28 protein-coding genes, 1 tRNA gene and 1 pseudogene are annotated in these 16324 nt (G+C 57.2%); 13 read left to right on the top strand and 17 right to left on the bottom strand.

Annotation, left to right across the window (positions count from 1 at the left end; translation table 11 throughout):
* Positions 1 to 58 precede the first annotated feature (58 nt).
* From ssb to GRX76_RS10870, 7 genes and pseudogenes are all read right to left on the bottom strand, one after another.
* A pseudogene (gene ssb, locus GRX76_RS10900) lies at positions 59 to 412 on the bottom strand (single-stranded DNA-binding protein); the annotation flags it as partial.
* Between the two features lie 213 nt (positions 413 to 625).
* On the bottom strand, positions 626 to 1123 hold the full coding sequence (locus GRX76_RS10895) for a hypothetical protein (protein ID WP_160153329.1): 498 nt from the start codon (positions 1121 to 1123) through the stop codon (positions 626 to 628).
* Positions 1120 to 1542, bottom strand: coding sequence for a hypothetical protein (locus tag GRX76_RS10890; RefSeq protein ID WP_160153328.1), 423 nt, complete (start codon positions 1540 to 1542; stop codon positions 1120 to 1122). The genes GRX76_RS10895 and GRX76_RS10890 overlap by 4 nt, the downstream gene beginning before the upstream one ends.
* A 12-nt stretch (positions 1543 to 1554) precedes the next feature.
* Positions 1555 to 2061, bottom strand: coding sequence for a hypothetical protein (locus GRX76_RS10885; RefSeq protein WP_160153327.1), 507 nt, complete (start codon positions 2059 to 2061; stop codon positions 1555 to 1557).
* Positions 2058 to 2366: a hypothetical protein gene (locus tag GRX76_RS10880; protein WP_160153326.1), complete on the bottom strand. Its 309-nt coding sequence runs from the start codon at positions 2364 to 2366 to the stop codon at positions 2058 to 2060. The genes GRX76_RS10885 and GRX76_RS10880 overlap by 4 nt, the downstream gene beginning before the upstream one ends.
* A complete protein-coding gene (locus tag GRX76_RS10875) occupies positions 2363 to 2764 on the bottom strand; it encodes a hypothetical protein (RefSeq protein WP_160153325.1) in 402 nt (133 codons plus the stop codon). The genes GRX76_RS10880 and GRX76_RS10875 overlap by 4 nt, the downstream gene beginning before the upstream one ends.
* 5 nt (positions 2765 to 2769) lie before the next feature.
* A complete protein-coding gene (locus tag GRX76_RS10870; protein WP_160153324.1) occupies positions 2770 to 3621 on the bottom strand; it encodes a helix-turn-helix domain-containing protein in 852 nt (283 codons plus the stop codon).
* A gap of 165 nt (positions 3622 to 3786) precedes the next feature.
* Between GRX76_RS10870 and GRX76_RS10865 the strand changes: the two genes are divergently transcribed.
* Entirely contained in the window at positions 3787 to 3987 is a 201-nt protein-coding gene (locus GRX76_RS10865; protein ID WP_160153323.1) for a hypothetical protein, read from the top strand.
* Between the two features lie 217 nt (positions 3988 to 4204).
* On the opposite strand, the gene GRX76_RS10860 is transcribed toward GRX76_RS10865, so the two are convergent.
* A complete protein-coding gene (locus tag GRX76_RS10860) occupies positions 4205 to 4438 on the bottom strand; it encodes a helix-turn-helix domain-containing protein (RefSeq protein ID WP_160153322.1) in 234 nt (77 codons plus the stop codon).
* An 85-nt stretch (positions 4439 to 4523) separates the two neighbouring features.
* Between GRX76_RS10860 and GRX76_RS10855 the strand changes: the two genes are divergently transcribed.
* Positions 4524 to 5015, top strand: coding sequence for a helix-turn-helix transcriptional regulator (locus GRX76_RS10855; RefSeq protein ID WP_160153321.1), 492 nt, complete (start codon positions 4524 to 4526; stop codon positions 5013 to 5015).
* 100 nt (positions 5016 to 5115) lie between these two features.
* The gene (locus GRX76_RS10850) at positions 5116 to 5964 is read left to right on the top strand and encodes a phytase (RefSeq protein WP_201276797.1); all 849 of its coding nucleotides are present in this window, start codon (positions 5116 to 5118) and stop codon (positions 5962 to 5964) included.
* A 65-nt stretch (positions 5965 to 6029) separates the two neighbouring features.
* Here GRX76_RS10850 and GRX76_RS10845 read toward each other — a convergent pair whose 3' ends face one another.
* The 5 genes from GRX76_RS10845 to GRX76_RS10825 form a co-directional block, all read right to left on the bottom strand.
* Positions 6030 to 6461 carry a hypothetical protein gene (locus GRX76_RS10845; RefSeq protein WP_160153320.1) on the bottom strand — a complete coding sequence of 144 codons (432 nt, stop codon included), beginning with the start codon at positions 6459 to 6461 and terminating at the stop codon, positions 6030 to 6032.
* Between the two features lie 9 nt (positions 6462 to 6470).
* A complete protein-coding gene (locus GRX76_RS10840; protein ID WP_160153319.1) occupies positions 6471 to 6962 on the bottom strand; it encodes a type II toxin-antitoxin system HicB family antitoxin in 492 nt (163 codons plus the stop codon).
* Complete coding sequence (locus GRX76_RS10835) at positions 6963 to 7226, bottom strand: type II toxin-antitoxin system HicA family toxin (RefSeq protein WP_160153318.1); 264 nt, start codon at positions 7224 to 7226, stop codon at positions 6963 to 6965.
* Positions 7227 to 7352: 126 nt separating this feature from the next.
* On the bottom strand, positions 7353 to 8252 hold the full coding sequence (locus GRX76_RS10830) for a DUF6694 family lipoprotein (protein ID WP_370463920.1): 900 nt from the start codon (positions 8250 to 8252) through the stop codon (positions 7353 to 7355).
* A 4-nt stretch (positions 8253 to 8256) separates the two neighbouring features.
* Positions 8257 to 8508, bottom strand: coding sequence for a hypothetical protein (locus GRX76_RS10825; RefSeq protein WP_160153316.1), 252 nt, complete (start codon positions 8506 to 8508; stop codon positions 8257 to 8259).
* 209 nt (positions 8509 to 8717) lie between these two features.
* On the opposite strand from GRX76_RS10825, the gene GRX76_RS10820 reads away from it, so the two are divergent.
* The 10 genes from GRX76_RS10820 (at position 8718) to GRX76_RS10775 (ending at position 12810) form a co-directional block, all read left to right on the top strand.
* A complete protein-coding gene (locus tag GRX76_RS10820) occupies positions 8718 to 9047 on the top strand; it encodes a LuxR C-terminal-related transcriptional regulator (RefSeq protein ID WP_160153315.1) in 330 nt (109 codons plus the stop codon).
* Positions 9044 to 9385 (top strand): hypothetical protein, encoded by a 342-nt coding sequence (locus tag GRX76_RS10815; RefSeq protein WP_160153314.1) that lies wholly within the window; start codon positions 9044 to 9046, stop codon positions 9383 to 9385. The genes GRX76_RS10820 and GRX76_RS10815 overlap by 4 nt, the downstream gene beginning before the upstream one ends.
* Positions 9382 to 9633 (top strand): pyocin activator PrtN family protein, encoded by a 252-nt coding sequence (locus GRX76_RS10810; RefSeq protein WP_160153313.1) that lies wholly within the window; start codon positions 9382 to 9384, stop codon positions 9631 to 9633. Before GRX76_RS10815 ends, GRX76_RS10810 begins: the two co-directional genes overlap by 4 nt.
* A gap of 3 nt (positions 9634 to 9636) precedes the next feature.
* On the top strand, positions 9637 to 9828 hold the full coding sequence (locus GRX76_RS10805) for a hypothetical protein (RefSeq protein WP_160153312.1): 192 nt from the start codon (positions 9637 to 9639) through the stop codon (positions 9826 to 9828).
* Between the two features lie 125 nt (positions 9829 to 9953).
* Positions 9954 to 10211, top strand: coding sequence for a hypothetical protein (locus tag GRX76_RS10800; protein WP_160153311.1), 258 nt, complete (start codon positions 9954 to 9956; stop codon positions 10209 to 10211).
* Positions 10212 to 10224: 13 nt separating this feature from the next.
* Positions 10225 to 10770, top strand: a complete 546-nt coding sequence (locus tag GRX76_RS10795) for a hypothetical protein (RefSeq protein WP_160153310.1) — start codon at positions 10225 to 10227, stop codon at positions 10768 to 10770.
* The gene (locus GRX76_RS10790) at positions 10770 to 11060 is read left to right on the top strand and encodes a hypothetical protein (RefSeq protein ID WP_160153309.1); all 291 of its coding nucleotides are present in this window, start codon (positions 10770 to 10772) and stop codon (positions 11058 to 11060) included. Before GRX76_RS10795 ends, GRX76_RS10790 begins: the two co-directional genes overlap by 1 nt.
* A gap of 20 nt (positions 11061 to 11080) precedes the next feature.
* A complete protein-coding gene (locus GRX76_RS10785) occupies positions 11081 to 11329 on the top strand; it encodes a hypothetical protein (protein ID WP_160153308.1) in 249 nt (82 codons plus the stop codon).
* Positions 11330 to 11333: 4 nt separating this feature from the next.
* Positions 11334 to 11576 carry a hypothetical protein gene (locus GRX76_RS10780; RefSeq protein ID WP_160153307.1) on the top strand — a complete coding sequence of 81 codons (243 nt, stop codon included), beginning with the start codon at positions 11334 to 11336 and terminating at the stop codon, positions 11574 to 11576.
* A 16-nt stretch (positions 11577 to 11592) separates the two neighbouring features.
* Positions 11593 to 12810, top strand: a complete 1218-nt coding sequence (locus GRX76_RS10775; RefSeq protein WP_160153306.1) for a hypothetical protein — start codon at positions 11593 to 11595, stop codon at positions 12808 to 12810.
* Positions 12811 to 12909: 99 nt separating this feature from the next.
* On the opposite strand, the gene GRX76_RS10770 is transcribed toward GRX76_RS10775, so the two are convergent.
* The 4 genes from GRX76_RS10770 to pheT form a co-directional block, all read right to left on the bottom strand.
* Positions 12910 to 12986 (bottom strand) — tRNA-Pro (locus tag GRX76_RS10770).
* A 144-nt stretch (positions 12987 to 13130) separates the two neighbouring features.
* Positions 13131 to 13490: a MerR family transcriptional regulator gene (locus GRX76_RS10765; protein ID WP_160153305.1), complete on the bottom strand. Its 360-nt coding sequence runs from the start codon at positions 13488 to 13490 to the stop codon at positions 13131 to 13133.
* Entirely contained in the window at positions 13471 to 13776 is a 306-nt protein-coding gene (gene ihfA, locus GRX76_RS10760; RefSeq protein WP_010131375.1) for an integration host factor subunit alpha, read from the bottom strand. Before ihfA ends, GRX76_RS10765 begins: the two co-directional genes overlap by 20 nt.
* Positions 13777 to 13909: 133 nt before the next feature.
* Positions 13910 to 16294: a phenylalanine--tRNA ligase subunit beta gene (pheT, locus tag GRX76_RS10755; protein WP_160153304.1), complete on the bottom strand. Its 2385-nt coding sequence runs from the start codon at positions 16292 to 16294 to the stop codon at positions 13910 to 13912.
* Between the last annotated feature and the right edge of the window lie 30 nt (positions 16295 to 16324).

Genomic DNA, 16324 nt, shown 5'->3' with positions numbered 1-16324 from the left:
GGCGCCACCGCCGGCTGGGCACCTACTTATACAATCATTAGTGCTGGCCTGCGTATTGCTCGCCATTGGTACGCGCACCGTCGAGCATCTGCATTTCCGCGGCCACGATCTCAGTGGTGTAACGATCCTGCCCACTCTGCTGGTCTTGCCACTTTCGAGTACGCAGGGAGCCTTCCAGGTAAACCTTGCTGCCCTTGCGCAAGTACTCACCTGCAATTTCCGCCAGGCGGTTAAAGAACACCACCCTGTGCCACTCGGTACGCTCCTGCTGCTGTCCGCTATGCTTGTCTTTCCAAGTTTCACTGGTGGCGACGGTGATATTCGTCACCGATCCACCACTAGGCAGGTAGCGGGTTTCTGGGTCTCCACCTAGGTTGCCCACCAAAATCACCTTGTTAACACCTCTCGCCATCGGGTAGACCCTTAGAAAATTGGTTGTAGTTGCTTCTGCTTCGCCAGCGCTTTCAGCTGAGCCGATCGCTCCTGCGCCGCACGCTGCCGGCGGTACTCCGCCATACACGCACGGCACCAACTGGCACGGCCAGATTTTGCACGAGCATCCCGGGCGAACTTCTCTGGATCCGCCCAATGCTCACCACGGTTGCAGTACAGTTCGCCGAATCCATTAGCCACCCGCATAGGTCACCCCCACAAAATCGCCTACACAGGCACCGCGGCGGGTAATGGGCTGCAGGGCTCCGCTATCGAAACACTCCGCAATCTCCATGGCGGTGTGGTGCAAGTTTGCCTCGCTCTCACGCATCAGGGTGCGCGCGTTCTGGCAAAGCTGTGCCAGCAGCTGCCCGCCCTCGTCGGTGGCGAATAACTGCCCCTCCATGTACAGACGCAGGTGCGTGACGATGATGTACCGCAGAAACGCTGCGCTGTGTTCGATGTGCCCCTTAGCTAACCCGCTGCGGTCGGCCTCGCCGTGGCACTTGAAGCACAATTGCGCGCTCATAGCGTCGTGCGGCTTGATACCCCTGCCCTTGCCATACGCATGGGAGCGATAACCCTGGTAATGCGCGGCGACGATGGTGTCATCGCCGATCCCGCAGGCCACACAAGTTCGGTTCTTGGCCAGTGCCAGCAACTTCGGAATACGCGTTGGCTTCAAACTCATGCTGTCAGCTCTCCACTTCTCGTCACTTGGCGCGGGCCAAACAGCAGCGCAGCCAGAAACACCCGCGCCCTCGGCAGATACCGTTGGTAACTCCGCAGGCTCATCTGCGCATTCCGCGCCCTGCCCCGCTGCTCTGTGAGTTGATCGTCCTCACCCAGCAGGCTGTATGCCTCAGCCTTAAGTACTCGGTACTGCTCTGGAGCCTCCCGCTTAACCGCGGCCATGGCCCGCTCCACTTTGAGCTCCTGGGCATCGCTCACCAGTGCCACCGAACCAGTGCGAGGCGCCCGCACCGTTCCAGCCATCCACGCGTAAATTGGACTGGTACCGCGGTAGTGATTGCCGTAGCGCTGAGAACTGGCCCAAACCTCCAGTTGGTCATAAAGGGCGTCCTGAACCCGTTTATCCAATTGCTCCATGCACCACCCCACTCAGTAGGTCCAGATGGTCGGTCGTGGGCGACCAATACCATCGACGTTAGCCCCAAGGTGTACAAAACGACTGCCCCAAGTACCTCGCTGGTTTGGGCTGATGGCTGTGAAAGGGCGACCCATGCCAGCTCTTGCGTGCGCGTAGTTGTATGCGCCTGCCGCCTCAAGCAATTCCAGGGCGTCCTCTCCAGCCAGCTGGATATCCACCCCCAAGCCGCACGGGTGATCACCAGGAACAAACCCCAAACCTGCGGCCTTTGCCCCCGTTACTTTTTTCGCTTCAATGGGGTGTGACAGGCAGCGGAAACCACTCGATACCGGCATAGGCTTGCAATACCAGTACTCACGCAATCGATTCAGATGGAGCAGGAACTCGAGTTTCATCTCGCCCGCATTGAATCCCACTGGCTCACCCGCTTTACGTGCGGTTTGGCAGTGTCTGCAGCCACATTGCAGCTCTTTGTCCGTGAACCAATTCCGCGTTGGTTTTTCAGTGATACTCGTCATGCCCGCCTCCCCCGTTGGTGCTTTCCACTCAATCCGCGCCGCGCTTGAAAGCGACGCAGAAAAAACTCCCGTTGCAGTCCAAGCCGCACACCGCGCTTGGCGGCGTCGCTCAGCTGCTCAAAATCTTTCATCCGGGTCCCCTGCCCGGCCAGCCCCAGCCGCACGTCCAGCTGGTGCGCACGCCGGGCACCGATCAACAAGCCCAGCTGGTACTCGGTGAGCTCTCGCAGCTCTGCCGGTACATCCGCAATCACTCGGCGGCCCGCGTTAATCTCCGCGGCCCACCGGTGCGGCAGCTGGTTCACTCCGGTACCTCCGCAATCAAAATCTGCGTCCACTGCTCGCCTCGCTTGGTTTTTGCTGGGCGCGCATTCAGCGACACAACGCACTTGGGGTTGTCGTCTTCGATCAAGCCCAGCCCGTGCGGGTGGCGGCGGCTTGGAGGAACGAAGGTGTCCAGCAACGGCTTCAGCCCGCCGTAGAGGCCATCCCAGTCCGGCAGCGAGCCGCTGTTGCCGCGCACAATTTCGATGTGCACACGACTGAACGGCATTGCAGGCCGACGCTGACCGGACTGCACCAGCGCCCCGTAAACCACATTCGCCAGGTCGCGCCGCATTGCCATGTACGCCTTGGGAGCCATACCGCGAATCTGGTTCAGCAGTGGTGAGGCCTGGGGCAAGGTGAACTCAATCGTTCGCATACCGGTCACCAGCTCTCGTCCGTGGCCACGTCGTACGCGCTCATGTCGCGGGTGCGGCGCTCGGCAGGGTTTCCGGCACTGCCTGGGTTACTCGGTGGCGGAGTCGGCAGACCGCGCTCACGGCGTACCCAGTTCCGCCAAGTCGCCAGCCAGTCCAGCTTCACGCCGCGGCTCCCGGGCTGAGCAATCCAGTAGTCCCGGAAGCCGTTGGCAATTTCCACGATCTGCAGGTTGCTCAGCCGAGGGTTGATTTCATGCGCCGCAGCGAAGTGCTCGGAGCCGGGTTGCCAGTCGCTTGGGAGTCGAGTTCCGCGAGCAGATTTTTTCGCTGGCGATTTTTCACCCAGCGGTGAGGGCGCGCTTGCGTGCCCCTCTCTGACGGTTCCCTGATGGTTCAGTGACGGTTCTTTACGGTTCTGGGGGAACGTGGTTCCGGGGTCCCCGGAATGTGGTTCCGGGGTGGGGGGAACCTCGTTCCGGGGTGGGGGGAATATGGTTCCGGGGGAATGAGATTCCGGGGCGGAACCTCGTTCCGGGGTGGGCGGAACCTCGTTCCGGGGTTCGGCACCCTTACGCGTACGTTTTTTCCGCACCGGCGGCACAAAGTTTTCTACCGTGATCGTGTAATAAGTGGATCGACCAGAGCGGCCGCTGCTCACCAGAATCCCCATTGATTCCAGCTCGCGCACAGCCTTGCGCACCGCCCTGTCCGTCAAACAGGTACGCTCTGCCATGGTGCCGATAGATGGCCAGCAGACCCCCGCGTCGTTCGCCTGGTCCGCCAGAGATATGAGCACAGCCTTCTGTGCCGGTGACATAGTGAGCGGCCAGCACTCGGACATAATCCGGGTACTCATAGGCTCGCCCCTGTAAATAGCGTTACCGCCATGGTCTCTCTCCCGCTCCTTTCGGAGCCCCCTAATTCGTTATTTGCCGTCTCTCCGGCTGTCACACCACTGGGCAGGTGTCGCCTATCCCGGTAAGCTGAAAGTCCCTCAACCCTCAGCTACAAAGGAATTGTCATGAGCAGCGACACCATCACCCTTCACTGCGCAAAGTGCCGCAGCGAGAAGTTCGAGATCCCGAGAAACCCCAAACCGAATGACGTGATCACCTGCGGCGGTTGTGGCGCCCAGGCAAAGTACGGAGCCATCCGGGACGCCGCGCTCAAGCAGGCCAAGGACCTGGTCGCGAAGCAGTTCAGGGATCTCTTCAAGAGCTAACCCTTCCAGCGCGGCGGATACACGCTGTATCCAGGATTCGAGCTCGGACGTATCCGCCCGCAATGTGATTACTCCATCAGCCATCTCGCCCCCTGTATAAATCCCCATGTGCCCGGCCTAATTTTTCTCCCCCACCCCCAGTGCCAGAATGGCAATCAGGGAAAAGGGAGATTTCAAATGTTCGTTATTCGTAAGCACACCTCACCGCCACCGCGGCTTAGCCTGCTTTCTTCAATTCGCCATTCGGCGCCGGGCCAAATACGTCCGGGCGCAGCTCGTAGCGGGTTACCGCTCCGCCAGTAGCCTGCTCGATTGGAATGCACTGCGTCGGTGGCACAGGCCGGCGGCCTGTCACCCACTGAGAAATGGAGCTCTGGTACTTGAGCCCCAGCGCATGGGCCAGTTGCTCCTGTGTTCCCACCGCCTTGATGGCACGTTCTATCGGTTTCATTCGAATAAAATTACCAGCGGTAATATTACCAGTCAATACCATTGGAGCTAGAGCTGTGAGTAGCACTGCTAATAAAATCCGGCTAATGGAAAAACGACGCCAACTCACCGCACAGCAAAAGATTGCGCAGCAACGCCTGCGGGAGATTTGGCACGCCAAGAAAAAGCGCCTGGATTTAACCCAGGAGAAGGCAGCGCACCTTATCGGCTGGAGCTCACAAGGGGCAGTGGCGTCATATCTGAACGGCAGGATTGGGTTGAATACCGACGCGATAATGAAGTTCGCAAAGCTGCTGGAAGTGAAACCGAGCGATATCGACCCGGATTTCCAGTGGGGCGAGATGGTCCAGAGTGACCCGTTTGGAGAAGGCGCCGGCAAGTTCTTTGACCACCACAAGCAAATAGACCCCGACGAGGTCTACGGGGATAACACCCCCAAGGCGCAGGAAGCCGATATCCCCCGCCACGTCCGCGACCTGGTAGACGCCATCCTCAAACGCGCCCGCGACGGTTCACTGACCAAAGAACATACAGCGGTACTGAAAAGCAGCCTGGAACTGATGACCGGCGGCAAGTAACAACCACTCGAGTGAGGTGGTTCACATTTGCTCCTGCCCCCGGGAGCCCCCACCCTGTATACTGCCGGACATTATTAGAAAGTTTCAGCGGGGGACGGGCATGAGCGAGCAGACCGAGATGGACTTCAGGGAGGTGGATGTCTTTCACTTCGACGAAGAAAACATCAATTTCAACGATATCGCCAGAGAAAACGGCTTTACCTACTGGCTCGCCAGTGAGTATATGCACATGCTCGGTTACGAGTCCTATGCGTCGTTCAAGAAGGCGATCAACAAGGCAATGACGACCTGCCTGACACTCGACATAGACACCTACGAGAATTTCCAACAGGTGCGCCGCGTCATTGACGGTAAAGAGCAGACAGATTTCAAGCTGTCCCGGTTCGCCTGTTACCTGGTGGCCATGAATGCGGACAACAAGAAAATCCGGGTTGCCCAGGCGCAGGCATTTTTTGCAGCTACCGCAGAAACCATCAGGCGCTATGTCGATAACGCTGAAGACGTTGAGCGCGTGCTGATTCGCGATGAAATCTCCGCCCACGAACGGACACTGAGCGCCTCCGCCAACAAGGCTGGTGTATCGGGCAAAGGTTATGCCCTATTCCAGAATGCGGGCTACCGAGGCATGTACAACATGAATCTGAGCCAGCTCAAGACCTACAAGATGCTGGAAACCCCTAGCCGCTCACTGCTTGATTTTATGGGCAAGGACGAACTTGCCGCGAACCTATTCCGCATCACCCAGACTGACCTCAAGCTGAATAACGAAAATATCAAAGGGCAAAGAAATGCCGAGCGTGCAGCAGAGAGTGTCGGCCGCAAGGTGCGCAACACCATGCTGGAAATCAGTGGTGTTAAACCAGAAGACATGGAGTTGACCGAGGATATCAGGAAGGTGAAAACTTCACTCAAGCAGACCCATAAAGGACTGAAGAAACTGGATACTTAAGGGGCTGGCTGGAATCGCCCCTGAGGCGTCTAGTTGAACAAAAGCCCGCTACTGCGGGCTTTTTATCAGCGATTCATTTCCTCTAGGGCGGCAAGGTTTACCATTAACGGCAAATTGGGCATGCCAGCCCCATGAATATTAAATACCTGCTGCATCTTTTGGTAGACATGCGGATAGATAACCATCATGGAGTTTTTCGCAAAGGCATCCAGCTCTGCATCGGTCCACCCCTCACCTTCTGGTTTCTCGTCCTTAAACAGGGATTGAGAGCAAATCTGGCTTTTGCCAATCACTTCCGGCTCGCCCTCTTCGTCTCCCTGCGTACGCACAAATTCCAACGTTAGGTCAAAAAATACGGAGAGGACCCCTTCCTGCCCTTCGTACTTATCACCGCGCTCGCAGCTGGTATTAAACTCGACGGCAAAGGCGACATTGTCCTGGGCGGCGATCTCCCCCAGGTTGGATTCGATCTTTAAAACTCGTAGTCCTTTGAACATATTTTCGTCTTAATGATGAGCGGATTTACTGCCAGGCTTGCGGAACTGTACGATCTTCGGTGTGCGGCTTTCCCAGATATCGTCACTAACCTGATGGCGGCCAAGGCTCATTCTAATACTGTGGCCAGCATGCACATGGTTATGGGTATGGTTGTGGATTTCACGCTTCCCTAAGCGGTCATTATCAATCAGTCGCTTGACCCAATCGTTAAGGCTGGTGCCGCTTATGTAAGCTTGAGTGGACGCATACTCGTGAAGCTCATGGCCAATGCGCACGTTGAATGTTCCACTGAGAGAAGCATTAGGCTCAACGCCCATTTCCGCACAGTCGGCGAGATAATCATCCACCGCAGCTTTAAATTCGGCCTCAAGCCCCTCTACTGTTTGGGACTCGTAATTTACCAAATCTTTAATAAAAAGAATTTTGCCATAGAGGCAGTTATATTCCAGATCTACCTCAATGGAACCTTTGTAGCCTTTGTAGCTAAACATCTTGTCCATTTACTGACCTTCCACGTAAGGGCGAAGAGTATCTCTCGCCTGATCTATATAGGTCGCTTTAACGATATTTCCCGGATGGGGCTTGTGAAAATAGAGCTTGGGCAGCTTGTGCGCAGGGTCAAAGAATTTGACCCGACTACCGGCACCCTGCTTTTCCTCATAGCCATACACGCCGACCAGAACCCTTTTGAGTTCTGCCCAAGAATAGTCTCTTGGCGTTGGCTCCTCCCAAAACCGGGCGACCTGTTTATCTTTCTTACCCATTTATCACACAGCCCCAATCGGGCCGCAACTATATTTTAGTTGCACTTCACTGTAAAGCCAGCAAACCCGCTGATCCCCGTTAAAAGCCCGCGTTTAGCGGGCTGCTCAAGCCTATCGACCGCACGGTCAGCCATTCCCGGCGCCGGTGCTGGCAAGGGTCGCCTGCAGTTCAGTCAGGCGTTCGGCTTTGCGCTCATCGAATACGCGGGCGTCGGCGATAGGCTCACCATCCGCCCCGTCGAGCCGCTCTACAACCACAGTCAACACTGCATCCCCTGGTGCATCAGCGCGCGCAAAATCCGAGTAGTCGCCCATCAGCTTCCAGGTAGCCTTTTCGCCTGGCTCCAGACCTCCCGGGATTTCGTAATTAAACGTATCCACCGCCCAGGGGACGCTGCGCCCCTGGCTGGCCAGCGTGCCTTTGAAGTAGGCGCGGGACACCGGCTTATCCGTACCATTGCGCACGGTGATTTCGATCGTTTTCGACCGATGCGTATAGAAATCGGATTTGGTCACCTTTTCGTAGTATCTGGCATTCAAAACTTGAAATTTGCCAAGATCCGCGGCGGCGGCCTCGGCCTTTGCCATATCCGCCTCCAGGGCCTGCAACTCCTCCAACGCCTGCTGACGCTTCCGCTCGGCATCCCGTGCGGCCTGCTCTTTGCGACGCTGCTCCTCTTCGGCCTCCTCTTTCTCCTGCTTCGCCTTCAGCTTGCGCTGCAGCTCTTCAGCCATCGCCAGAATTTCATCGGCGGTTTTACCGTTCATCTTGGCGCGTGCCTGGATCTCCATCTGGTCGGCGCCCGCCTCCCCCATGGCCGCCAGTTTGAAAAAGTCCTGGCCCCCCATCATCAGGGTCATTACCGCGCCGGAAAATTTCTCATGCTCGGAAGCTGGCAGAGAAGCAACCACCTTGGCCATTGACTCCTTGAACGCTTCCTCACTGGAACCGTCTACTTTGGGATCCCCACAGGCGGTAAGTGCTAACGCCACCAATACTGCAACTAAACAATTAGATATCTTCATTCCCTTACGACCCCGCCTTATTAGCCATCATGCCCTTGAACTCACGAATACTCTTGTTGTGCTTATGCGTGGAGTGGTCACCAATCAAGATCGCCAATACCCAGCAGACAATTGGCCCGATGACCGTCGGAGCGCTCACCACCGCCACAATGATCAAAATGATGCCCCCGGCAATGGAGGAATAAAGCAGGCCGAGCGGCCCGAATAGAAGAGTCAGGAGAAAGGAAACGGTGCGCGATTTTTCGCTCAGGTTCATGGGAAGCCCCCTTTATTTTTGTTGTGAACTTGTTGGCACTTTCGGTGCCACCCCGAGCATACCAGTACTGGACGGTCGTCGGAACACCTGCCCCATTACGTGCCATTACAGCCCTATCCCGAACTATTAGATAAAGAAATATTACCAAAACGCTTGACTGGTAATATTACCATTGGTAATTTTTATATCAGGGACACGGGAGAACACCAATGCAAACCAGCTACCGCAAACTGGCACCACGCCAGGTACAAGCACTCACTTGCCGCGCGAAGGGACTCAGCAACGCCGAGACCGCCGAGGTAATGGGCTGCTCCAAAGCCAACGTATCCAACCTGCTCACGGAGTGCTTTTTCAAGCTGCACGCCCGGGGCTGCCCGGATGCCGTCGCCACTGCCATGAAGCACGGAATGATTCAGCTGTGCCTGCTGACCACCCTGGTAATGAGCGCCACCAGCACCGGCAATGACCTACTGCGCCCACGTATGCCGCGGCGCGCTGGCCAGATTGTGCGGATCCGCAACCGGGAGGACATGGCATGAACACCCCCAATACCGTCGCAAACGCACTGAAGAGAGCCGTCGACGCACACCCCGGAGCATCAGCTCAAGCGCGTCTTGATTACCTGGAATGCGCAGTGCAGGCAGCCATCAGTAGCCTGCAACGGCAACTGCAGCCGGAAACCTTGGTCGCAGACCTCCGCAGCGCCATCGCCAGCACAGAGCACTACGTAAAGCTCGCGGGCAAAGCGCGTGAGCCTGCCGAATGGGCCGCCCGACTGAGTGGCGCCACAGAAGTACTCAAGCTGCGCCTGGAACTACTCGCCGACAACATCGAAGACCGCAGCAACCTGAAACCAAAGGAGAACACTGCCGCATGAATACGCTGTTTTTGCTCATGGCGGAATTCGGCAGTGCGGACATACCGCTGAACCAGTGCTGCGACAAATACTTCGGCATAAATCCGCGCAAAGCGGTCGAGCGTGCCCGCCTGCAACAGCTGCCGGTACCGGCCTACCGCGGCGGCAGCCAGAAGAGCCAGTGGCTGGTCAGCGCCGCCGACCTCGCCGGCCACATCGACAAGCGCCGCGCAGAAGCACAGCACGACTGGAAAAGGCTGAACGGGTGACCCATGGGCGACAGCAACAGAATTGAAGCCCTCGAGGCTCAACTACGTCAGCGGGACCATGAAATTCGGGACCTCAAAGCCGAACTTGCCCACGTCAACAGCGTGGCTCATTACCGCCTGCAATTGATCCGGGCTCAGAGCGCCATCTGCACTGGCCTGGCAGCTATTACCAACAAAGCCAGACGCGAAAGTTAAAACGGACAAGAGCGGTAAGTGGCACGCGAGCGCACAACCGAAGCAGCTTAATTTCACCGGGCACATGCCCATCAGTCAGAGCGTAGGGCGGCTGGTATAGCGCCCATTTTTAACGGGAGGGAGATATGGATATTTCAAAGATACCGCTGAACAAAAGTGCCACTGCGGTGAAGGATGAGGTGGACCGCTTCATCGTCGCATTCAAACGCTGTAAGTCTGCCCCCCCTTCGCGGGTGGCATTGCGCGCGGATAAATATGCGCAGGTAGAGAAAGCAGTATTCGCAGAATTGCGGCGCCGACACAAAGCGTCTGGGTCAGACCGCAAACTGCGCACCCCCAAGAAATTGACCATGGGTAAAACAGAGCTTTACCCCTTTAGTTAACGGGATAGGGAAAATGAAAATCACGGAAGCCGTCACCAGAACAATCAAGCTCACCGAGCTGGAGAGCTTGGATCCAATCACCATTCACCTGGAAAACTTCGAGCCGGGCAAAGGTCGTATCCACATCCAGTGCTACAGCAAGGCGTGGGCTGCCTACTGGGGCGGCATGAGCGGTGATCCGGTCGAAGTATTTTTCACCCGCTGCCACCCGCAGTATCTCATCGGAAACTTGGCGCCCGGCCTACAGAGCAGGCAAACCAGCCTGGACGGGTTGACCGACAAGGTAAAAGAGGAAATTCGCAGGCTGCGCCGTGCGGAAGAAATCACCGCAGAAAACGCCCGCGAGTATTGGGACGAGGCAGACGGCATCCAGCACCTGGAAAGCCTGGAGATCCTCGCGCACGAATGCGGTGACCTACTCTCCTCCGTGTTCGGAGAGGAATGGTGGTACTGCCTACCGGAAGAAGAAAACCCGGATTACCACTACCTACGTCGGATTGTGGTGGCAGCGCAAGAAGGGTTAAAGCAAGTAATCGAACCGAGCGAGGCGGCAGCCTGATGGGAAAGCTCACCGAAGAACAGCTGCAAGAAAAGATAAACGCCCTGCCCCACGAACACGAGCCCCGGAGCTACAGCGTAATAATCACCGATAAGCGCGGCAACCACCTCGCCACACGCTACGTGCGCGCAAGATCCCCGGAGATAGCCCGCTTGGTGGGGTTCAAAGTGAACTATTACCTGTTTGGCTACAAAAGCAGCTTTGATGCCAGCGCCACACTAACGCCGCCGCAGGCAAAGGTAGACTGGAAATCGGGGGTGATAGAAAAGTGGTCTACTCGATCCGAGTGAAAAGTCGCGGAGAAGGCGTGATGATCGCGGCCGTTGATCACACACAGAAATGCGTCTGGGGCTGGGGCGCCAATCGCCAAGAAGCCCATCAAGACGCACTGGCGGTACGCGCGGAAAAGCAACCCGGTATCACCTGGACCCAGCTCGAATACTGCGAACTGCGGCCAAATGCCGACCTCGATCATGGCGGATTCGAAGCCTACAAGCACATCGTCAGCAGTACCGATGATGGCTCCCAGAAGAAACAGCTGGAAATGTTTTTAAGGTGATTCCATGAGCACCAATCAACTTATGTACTGGAAAGACTGGGTGCGCGAGAGTTTTGCCGGCACTCAGCCAGCGCGAGAAACCGTCATCAAGTGGGTGGCCGCCGGTGAAGTCGCCGGGCGCTGGCTAGGTGACCGGTTGTATATTTACCGCAACGGGTTCCACGACCCCAGCACCATCCGTACGGAAGAGCGCGCAGCAAACGCCGAAGAAGCCGAGCCGATTTCACCGCTTCTGGCGCGCAGATAATTTCAAGGGAAGAACAATGGCAAGACCACGTAAGCCAAGGTTTGTGGACGGCCAAGAGCTGCCGGAAAACCTCTACACCGACCCGAAAAAGCGGGTGAACTACTGGCGGTACATACGCCCGGACGGATCCAGCCTGACATTTTACGCACCCACTGCGGAAGCCATTCGCCAGGCAAAGCAGGCCAACCGGCAGCGGGATCTCTATAAGCGCCAGCCCGCCGCTAATGAAACGGTGTGGACCGCTCGCGCCGGCAGCCTGCTGGACCGCTACAGCGACTGGGTTGGCTGGATGGAACTGAACCACCCGAAGCAGGCAACTGCCGCACGTTGGGCCCAAAAGCGTCGCTACGTAGAGCGCATGTGCGAGCAGCTAAATAACCCCATGCCCCACGAGCTCACCCTGCCTGTGGTACGGGAATGGTGGGAGGCGCAGGATTACCACCCGCAACGCAACAGTCGCGCCGCGCTACGCAGTTTCGTCAACTTCCTTATGCTGGAGGGTGCGGTGCCAAAGCTGCCATTTAACCCGTTCAACACCAGTGATGAGGCGCCGAAACTGATCCCACGGCAACGACCGCCGAAAGTGCGCCAGCGCCTGACACTGCCCGATTTCTGGCGCGTCTACGATATGGCGGGTGAACTGGGATATGACGGCCTGCAGATCGCTATGGACCTCTCCCTGCTGACAACCATGCGTCGGGGTGACGTGTGCAGCCTGCGCCTGGATGAGCATGTTACCGAGGCTGGAATCGACAAGGGAGTCGACAAGTCCATCAACCAGCGCGGTGAAGAACGGGCCACCTATCTGCGCTGGAGTTACAGCCACCACCCAGGGCTGCGCCAGGTAATCAACCGCGCCCGGGAGCTGTCGCTGCAGAACTACCGCTGTCCCTTCGCCGTTTCCTATCAACCGAAGAAACGACAACCGAGAGCGAAACAAGAAGAGCATTGGTGCCGACTGATGCCGGCAAGATTATCGAACCAGTTTAAAGAGGCCCGTGATGCCGTCGGGGTTCGCCAAGATCTGCCAAGCGATGCCCGCCCGACATTTCATGAGGTGCGCGCCCTAGCCTCTCACCTGCTGAAAAAGTCAGGCCACAGCTCGGAACAAATTGCAGAAATCTGCGCCCACACCGACGCGGAAATCACGGAGAAGTTTTATCTCGGAGGGCACGAGCGGGAGTACAAAGAGGTAGGAATCAGCATCGACCCGAAGCTGTTGCTTCGAAAGTGATCGAGAGTTTTTGTACGGGGTTTTTGTACGCTTGGGAATTGGTTTTTGTACGCTCAACGCGGGAATCTAGCTGAAACCCGCATGGCGTAAAGCTTTGAATGGTCGGAGTGGCCGGATTTGAACCGACGACCACCACACCCCCAGTGTGGTGCGCTACCAGGCTGCGCTACACTCCGATAAGAGCAGATCAAGCGGTGCAAAAATCACCTAAGTGCTTGATTTATAAGGGGCATCGCTTGGCGATGAGGCGCAAATCATACCTAAGTCCGTTTGGATTGCAAGCCTGATTTGCGCCTTTTTCTCGCGGTCTAGGCGATTGCCTAAACCTCGAGCAATTCCAGTACACCTTCGAGCTCGGCGATCATCTGTGGGATCACCTGCTGCATGTGGACCACCTGCACTTTGTCGGAACTGCCGCTTTCCATCTGCAGGCGGGCGCCGCCGATGGTGTAGCCTTCTTCGTAGAGAAGTGCGCGGATCTGACGGATGAGGATGACATCCTGGTGTTGATAGTATCGGCGGTTGCCACGGCGTTTTACCGGGCTGAGCTGCGGGAATTCCTGTTCCCAGTAGCGCAGTACATGAGGTTTGACTGCACACAGCTCGCTGACCTCACCGATGGTGAAATAGCGTTTTCCCGGAATGACAGGGAGTTCGCTGTTATGACTCGCTTCCAGCATCTTCTTCTACTCGTGCCTTGAGTTTTTGCCCAGGCTTGAAGGTAACCACCCTTCTTGCCGAAATCGGGATTTCTTCGCCAGTTTTGGGATTCCTTCCCGGACGCTGGCTTTTATCACGCAGGTCAAAATTGCCAAAACCCGAAAGTTTGACCTGCTCATTATTTTCCAGGGCGTTGCGGATTTCCTCGAAAAAGAATTCGACGATCTCCTTGGCTTCGCGCTTATTAAAACCGAGCTCTTCGTACAACTTTTCGGCGAGCCCGGCCTTGGTCAGAGCCTCTGTCATTGGTTTCTACCCAATAGATTCAGAGGCGTCGACTCCCGGTTTTTAAGCCTGGTACCGCGGCGGCTTGTAACCCGGAGGCAGACGCTCTCGGGATACGCTCGTCAGCTTGGCGTACCCCGGAGCATAGACCGGTTTAGCGCAGGCTGGCGTTGTATTTTTGTTCTAATTGAGAAACCACCGCTTCGACTGAGGCATTGATTTCTTCGTCGTTAAGGGTGCGCGAGGGATGCTGAAAGGTCAAGCCCATCGCGACACTTTTTCTATTAAAATCAATGCCTTTGCCCTGATAGACGTCAAAAATGTTGAAGTCCGTCAAATATTCGCCGGCCGCTTCAACCGCGGTTTCCGCGAGCTCCCCTACCGGGGTTTCCACATCGGCGAGAATCGCAAGGTCGCGGCGCACTTCCGGGAACTTGGACAGCGGTGCGAAGGCAGGAATAACCGCCTGCCCCAGACCATCCAGGCTGAGCTCGAACAGGAAGGCAGACTTCGGCAGGTCGAAGGTTTTCTGCAGTTCCGGGTGCAGGGCGCCGATTACACCCACCTGGGTGCCCTTGCGCAGCACTGCCGCGCACTGTCCCGGGTGCAACGCCGGATGTTTTGCCGGGGCAAAGGTGAACTCGCCCTGCGCGTCATAGTGCTCCAGCAGCGCTTCTACATCGGCCTTGATATCGTAAAAGTCCACCAGGTCCTTGCTACCAGTCCAGCCTTCCGGCTGGCGGGTGCCGTAAATCAGGCCGGCAATCATGCGCTCCTGTTTCAGCTCCTCACCTTCTTTACCCGGCACAAAGCGCAGGCCGGTTTCGAACAGGCGCAGGCGGTCCTGCTGGCGGTTCAGGTTGTACTGCAGGGTTTTTACCAGGCCCGCCATCAAAGTAGTGCGCATTACGGAAAGTTCTGCGCTGATGGGGTTCTGCAGAGCCACGGGCTCGACATCCGGGCTGAACTTGGCGGAGGTATCGCGATCGATAAAGCTGAAGGTGATGGCTTCCTGGTAGCCGCGGGACAGCAGGGTCTGCTCCAGGCGGTTCTGGGCCACTTCGGCTTCGGCACGCGGCACAATATCCAGCGCGGCATTGAAGCTGATACTGGGGATACGGTTGTAGCCGTAAACGCGCGCCAGCTCTTCCAGCAGATCGGATTCGATAGCGATATCGAAACGGAAGCTGGGCACCAGGAAGGTCCAGCCCTCGTCGGTTTCGCTGAGCTTTTCCAGGCCGAGTCGGGTGATGATTTCAACGATTTCGTTGTCGGCCATATCAATGCCGAGACCGGTTTTCACGCGGTTGCGACGCAGGGTGATGCGGCGCTCCGCCGGCATGGCTTCGGTCACTTCACGCAGGTGTACCGGGCCCGGCTCACCGCCGACGATGTCCAGCAGCAGCTGGGTGGCACGCTCGATGGCTTTTTCCTGCAGACGGTAGTCCACGCCGCGCTCGAAGCGGTGGGAGGAATCTGTGTGCAGACCGTAGGAGCGCGCTTTACCGGCGATCGCCAGCGGGCTGAAGAAGGCACTTTCCAGGAAAATGTCTTTGGTGTTTTCGGTAACGGACGAGTCCAGGCCGCCCATGACACCGGCAATGGCCAGTGCTGACTTTTCGTCGGCGATGACCAGGGTATCGGATTTCAGTTCGACTTCCTGCTCGTCCAGCAGTGTCAGCTTCTCGCCCTGCTCCGCCATGCGCACCTTGATACCGCCGCTCAGTTTGGCGAGGTCGAAGGCGTGCATGGGCTGGCCCAGCTCCAGCAGAACATAGTTGGTGACATCGACAACCGGATCGATGGTGCGCACACCACTGCGGCGCAGGCGCTCCTGCATCCACAGCGGAGTTGTGGTAGTGATATCGATATTGCGGATCACACGGCCCACGTAGCGCGGACAGGCTTCCTCGGCCAGCAGAGAAACCTGCAGGCTGTCGTCGATGACCGGCGCAACCGGTTCGATGGCCGGCGCCTGTACCGCACAGCGGTTCAGCACACCCACTTCGCGAGCAATACCCGCCACGCCCAGGCAATCGGAACGGTTCGGGGTCAGGTCGACCTCGATGATGCTGTCGTTCAGGTTCAGGAATTCACGCAGGTCGGTGCCGGTCGGCGCGTCTGCGGGTAGCTCCCAGATGCCGTCGCTGTCGTCGCCCAGCTCCAGCTCGGTCTGGGCACACAGCATGCCGAAGCTCTCGACGCCGCGTAGCTTGGCTTTCTTGATTTTGAAATCGCCCGGCAGCTTGGCTCCCACCAAGGCGAATGGAATTTTGATACCGACGCGGGCGTTGGGTGCGCCGCAGACGACCTGCATGTCGCCTTCCGGGTGACCTTTCACCTGGCACACACGCAGTTTGTCCGCGTCCGGATGCTGTTCACAGGCGACGATCTCACCCACGACCACACCGGAAAATTCGCCAGCCACCGGCTCGACGGAATCCACTTCCAGGCCGGCCATGGTGATCTGATCGGCCAGCTGCTGTGCTGTCAGGTCCGGGTTTACCCACTCCCGCAACCATGCGTTGCTGAATTTCATATTCGTTCTCTAATGCTGAATTCTGATTTG

The sequence above is a fragment of the Microbulbifer sp. ALW1 genome, assembly GCF_009903625.1.
Classification (GTDB): Bacteria; Pseudomonadota; Gammaproteobacteria; order Pseudomonadales; family Cellvibrionaceae; genus Microbulbifer.
This window is presented reverse-complemented; position numbering and strand designations above follow the sequence as displayed.

Coding starts and splice junctions, on each gene's coding strand:
- GRX76_RS10895 (WP_160153329.1), bottom strand. CDS start 1,123: ATGAGTTTGAAGCCAACGCGTATTCCGAAGTTGCTGGCACTGGCCAAG.
- GRX76_RS10890 (WP_160153328.1), bottom strand. CDS start 1,542: ATGGAGCAATTGGATAAACGGGTTCAGGACGCCCTTTATGACCAACTG.
- GRX76_RS10885 (WP_160153327.1), bottom strand. CDS start 2,061: ATGACGAGTATCACTGAAAAACCAACGCGGAATTGGTTCACGGACAAA.
- GRX76_RS10875 (WP_160153325.1), bottom strand. CDS start 2,764: ATGCGAACGATTGAGTTCACCTTGCCCCAGGCCTCACCACTGCTGAAC.
- GRX76_RS10870 (WP_160153324.1), bottom strand. CDS start 3,621: ATGAGTACCCGGATTATGTCCGAGTGCTGGCCGCTCACTATGTCACCG.
- GRX76_RS10865 (WP_160153323.1), top strand. CDS start 3,787: ATGAGCAGCGACACCATCACCCTTCACTGCGCAAAGTGCCGCAGCGAG.
- GRX76_RS10860 (WP_160153322.1), bottom strand. CDS start 4,438: ATGAAACCGATAGAACGTGCCATCAAGGCGGTGGGAACACAGGAGCAA.
- GRX76_RS10855 (WP_160153321.1), top strand. CDS start 4,524: ATGGAAAAACGACGCCAACTCACCGCACAGCAAAAGATTGCGCAGCAA.
- GRX76_RS10850 (WP_201276797.1), top strand. CDS start 5,116: ATGAGCGAGCAGACCGAGATGGACTTCAGGGAGGTGGATGTCTTTCAC.
- GRX76_RS10845 (WP_160153320.1), bottom strand. CDS start 6,461: ATGTTCAAAGGACTACGAGTTTTAAAGATCGAATCCAACCTGGGGGAG.
- GRX76_RS10840 (WP_160153319.1), bottom strand. CDS start 6,962: ATGGACAAGATGTTTAGCTACAAAGGCTACAAAGGTTCCATTGAGGTA.
- GRX76_RS10835 (WP_160153318.1), bottom strand. CDS start 7,226: ATGGGTAAGAAAGATAAACAGGTCGCCCGGTTTTGGGAGGAGCCAACG.
- GRX76_RS10830 (WP_370463920.1), bottom strand. CDS start 8,252: ATGAAGATATCTAATTGTTTAGTTGCAGTATTGGTGGCGTTAGCACTT.
- GRX76_RS10825 (WP_160153316.1), bottom strand. CDS start 8,508: ATGAACCTGAGCGAAAAATCGCGCACCGTTTCCTTTCTCCTGACTCTT.
- GRX76_RS10820 (WP_160153315.1), top strand. CDS start 8,718: ATGCAAACCAGCTACCGCAAACTGGCACCACGCCAGGTACAAGCACTC.
- GRX76_RS10815 (WP_160153314.1), top strand. CDS start 9,044: ATGAACACCCCCAATACCGTCGCAAACGCACTGAAGAGAGCCGTCGAC.
- GRX76_RS10810 (WP_160153313.1), top strand. CDS start 9,382: ATGAATACGCTGTTTTTGCTCATGGCGGAATTCGGCAGTGCGGACATA.
- GRX76_RS10805 (WP_160153312.1), top strand. CDS start 9,637: ATGGGCGACAGCAACAGAATTGAAGCCCTCGAGGCTCAACTACGTCAG.
- GRX76_RS10800 (WP_160153311.1), top strand. CDS start 9,954: ATGGATATTTCAAAGATACCGCTGAACAAAAGTGCCACTGCGGTGAAG.
- GRX76_RS10795 (WP_160153310.1), top strand. CDS start 10,225: ATGAAAATCACGGAAGCCGTCACCAGAACAATCAAGCTCACCGAGCTG.
- GRX76_RS10790 (WP_160153309.1), top strand. CDS start 10,770: ATGGGAAAGCTCACCGAAGAACAGCTGCAAGAAAAGATAAACGCCCTG.
- GRX76_RS10785 (WP_160153308.1), top strand. CDS start 11,081: ATGATCGCGGCCGTTGATCACACACAGAAATGCGTCTGGGGCTGGGGC.
- GRX76_RS10780 (WP_160153307.1), top strand. CDS start 11,334: ATGAGCACCAATCAACTTATGTACTGGAAAGACTGGGTGCGCGAGAGT.
- GRX76_RS10775 (WP_160153306.1), top strand. CDS start 11,593: ATGGCAAGACCACGTAAGCCAAGGTTTGTGGACGGCCAAGAGCTGCCG.
- GRX76_RS10765 (WP_160153305.1), bottom strand. CDS start 13,490: ATGCTGGAAGCGAGTCATAACAGCGAACTCCCTGTCATTCCGGGAAAA.
- ihfA (WP_010131375.1), bottom strand. CDS start 13,776: ATGACAGAGGCTCTGACCAAGGCCGGGCTCGCCGAAAAGTTGTACGAA.
- pheT (WP_160153304.1), bottom strand. CDS start 16,294: ATGAAATTCAGCAACGCATGGTTGCGGGAGTGGGTAAACCCGGACCTG.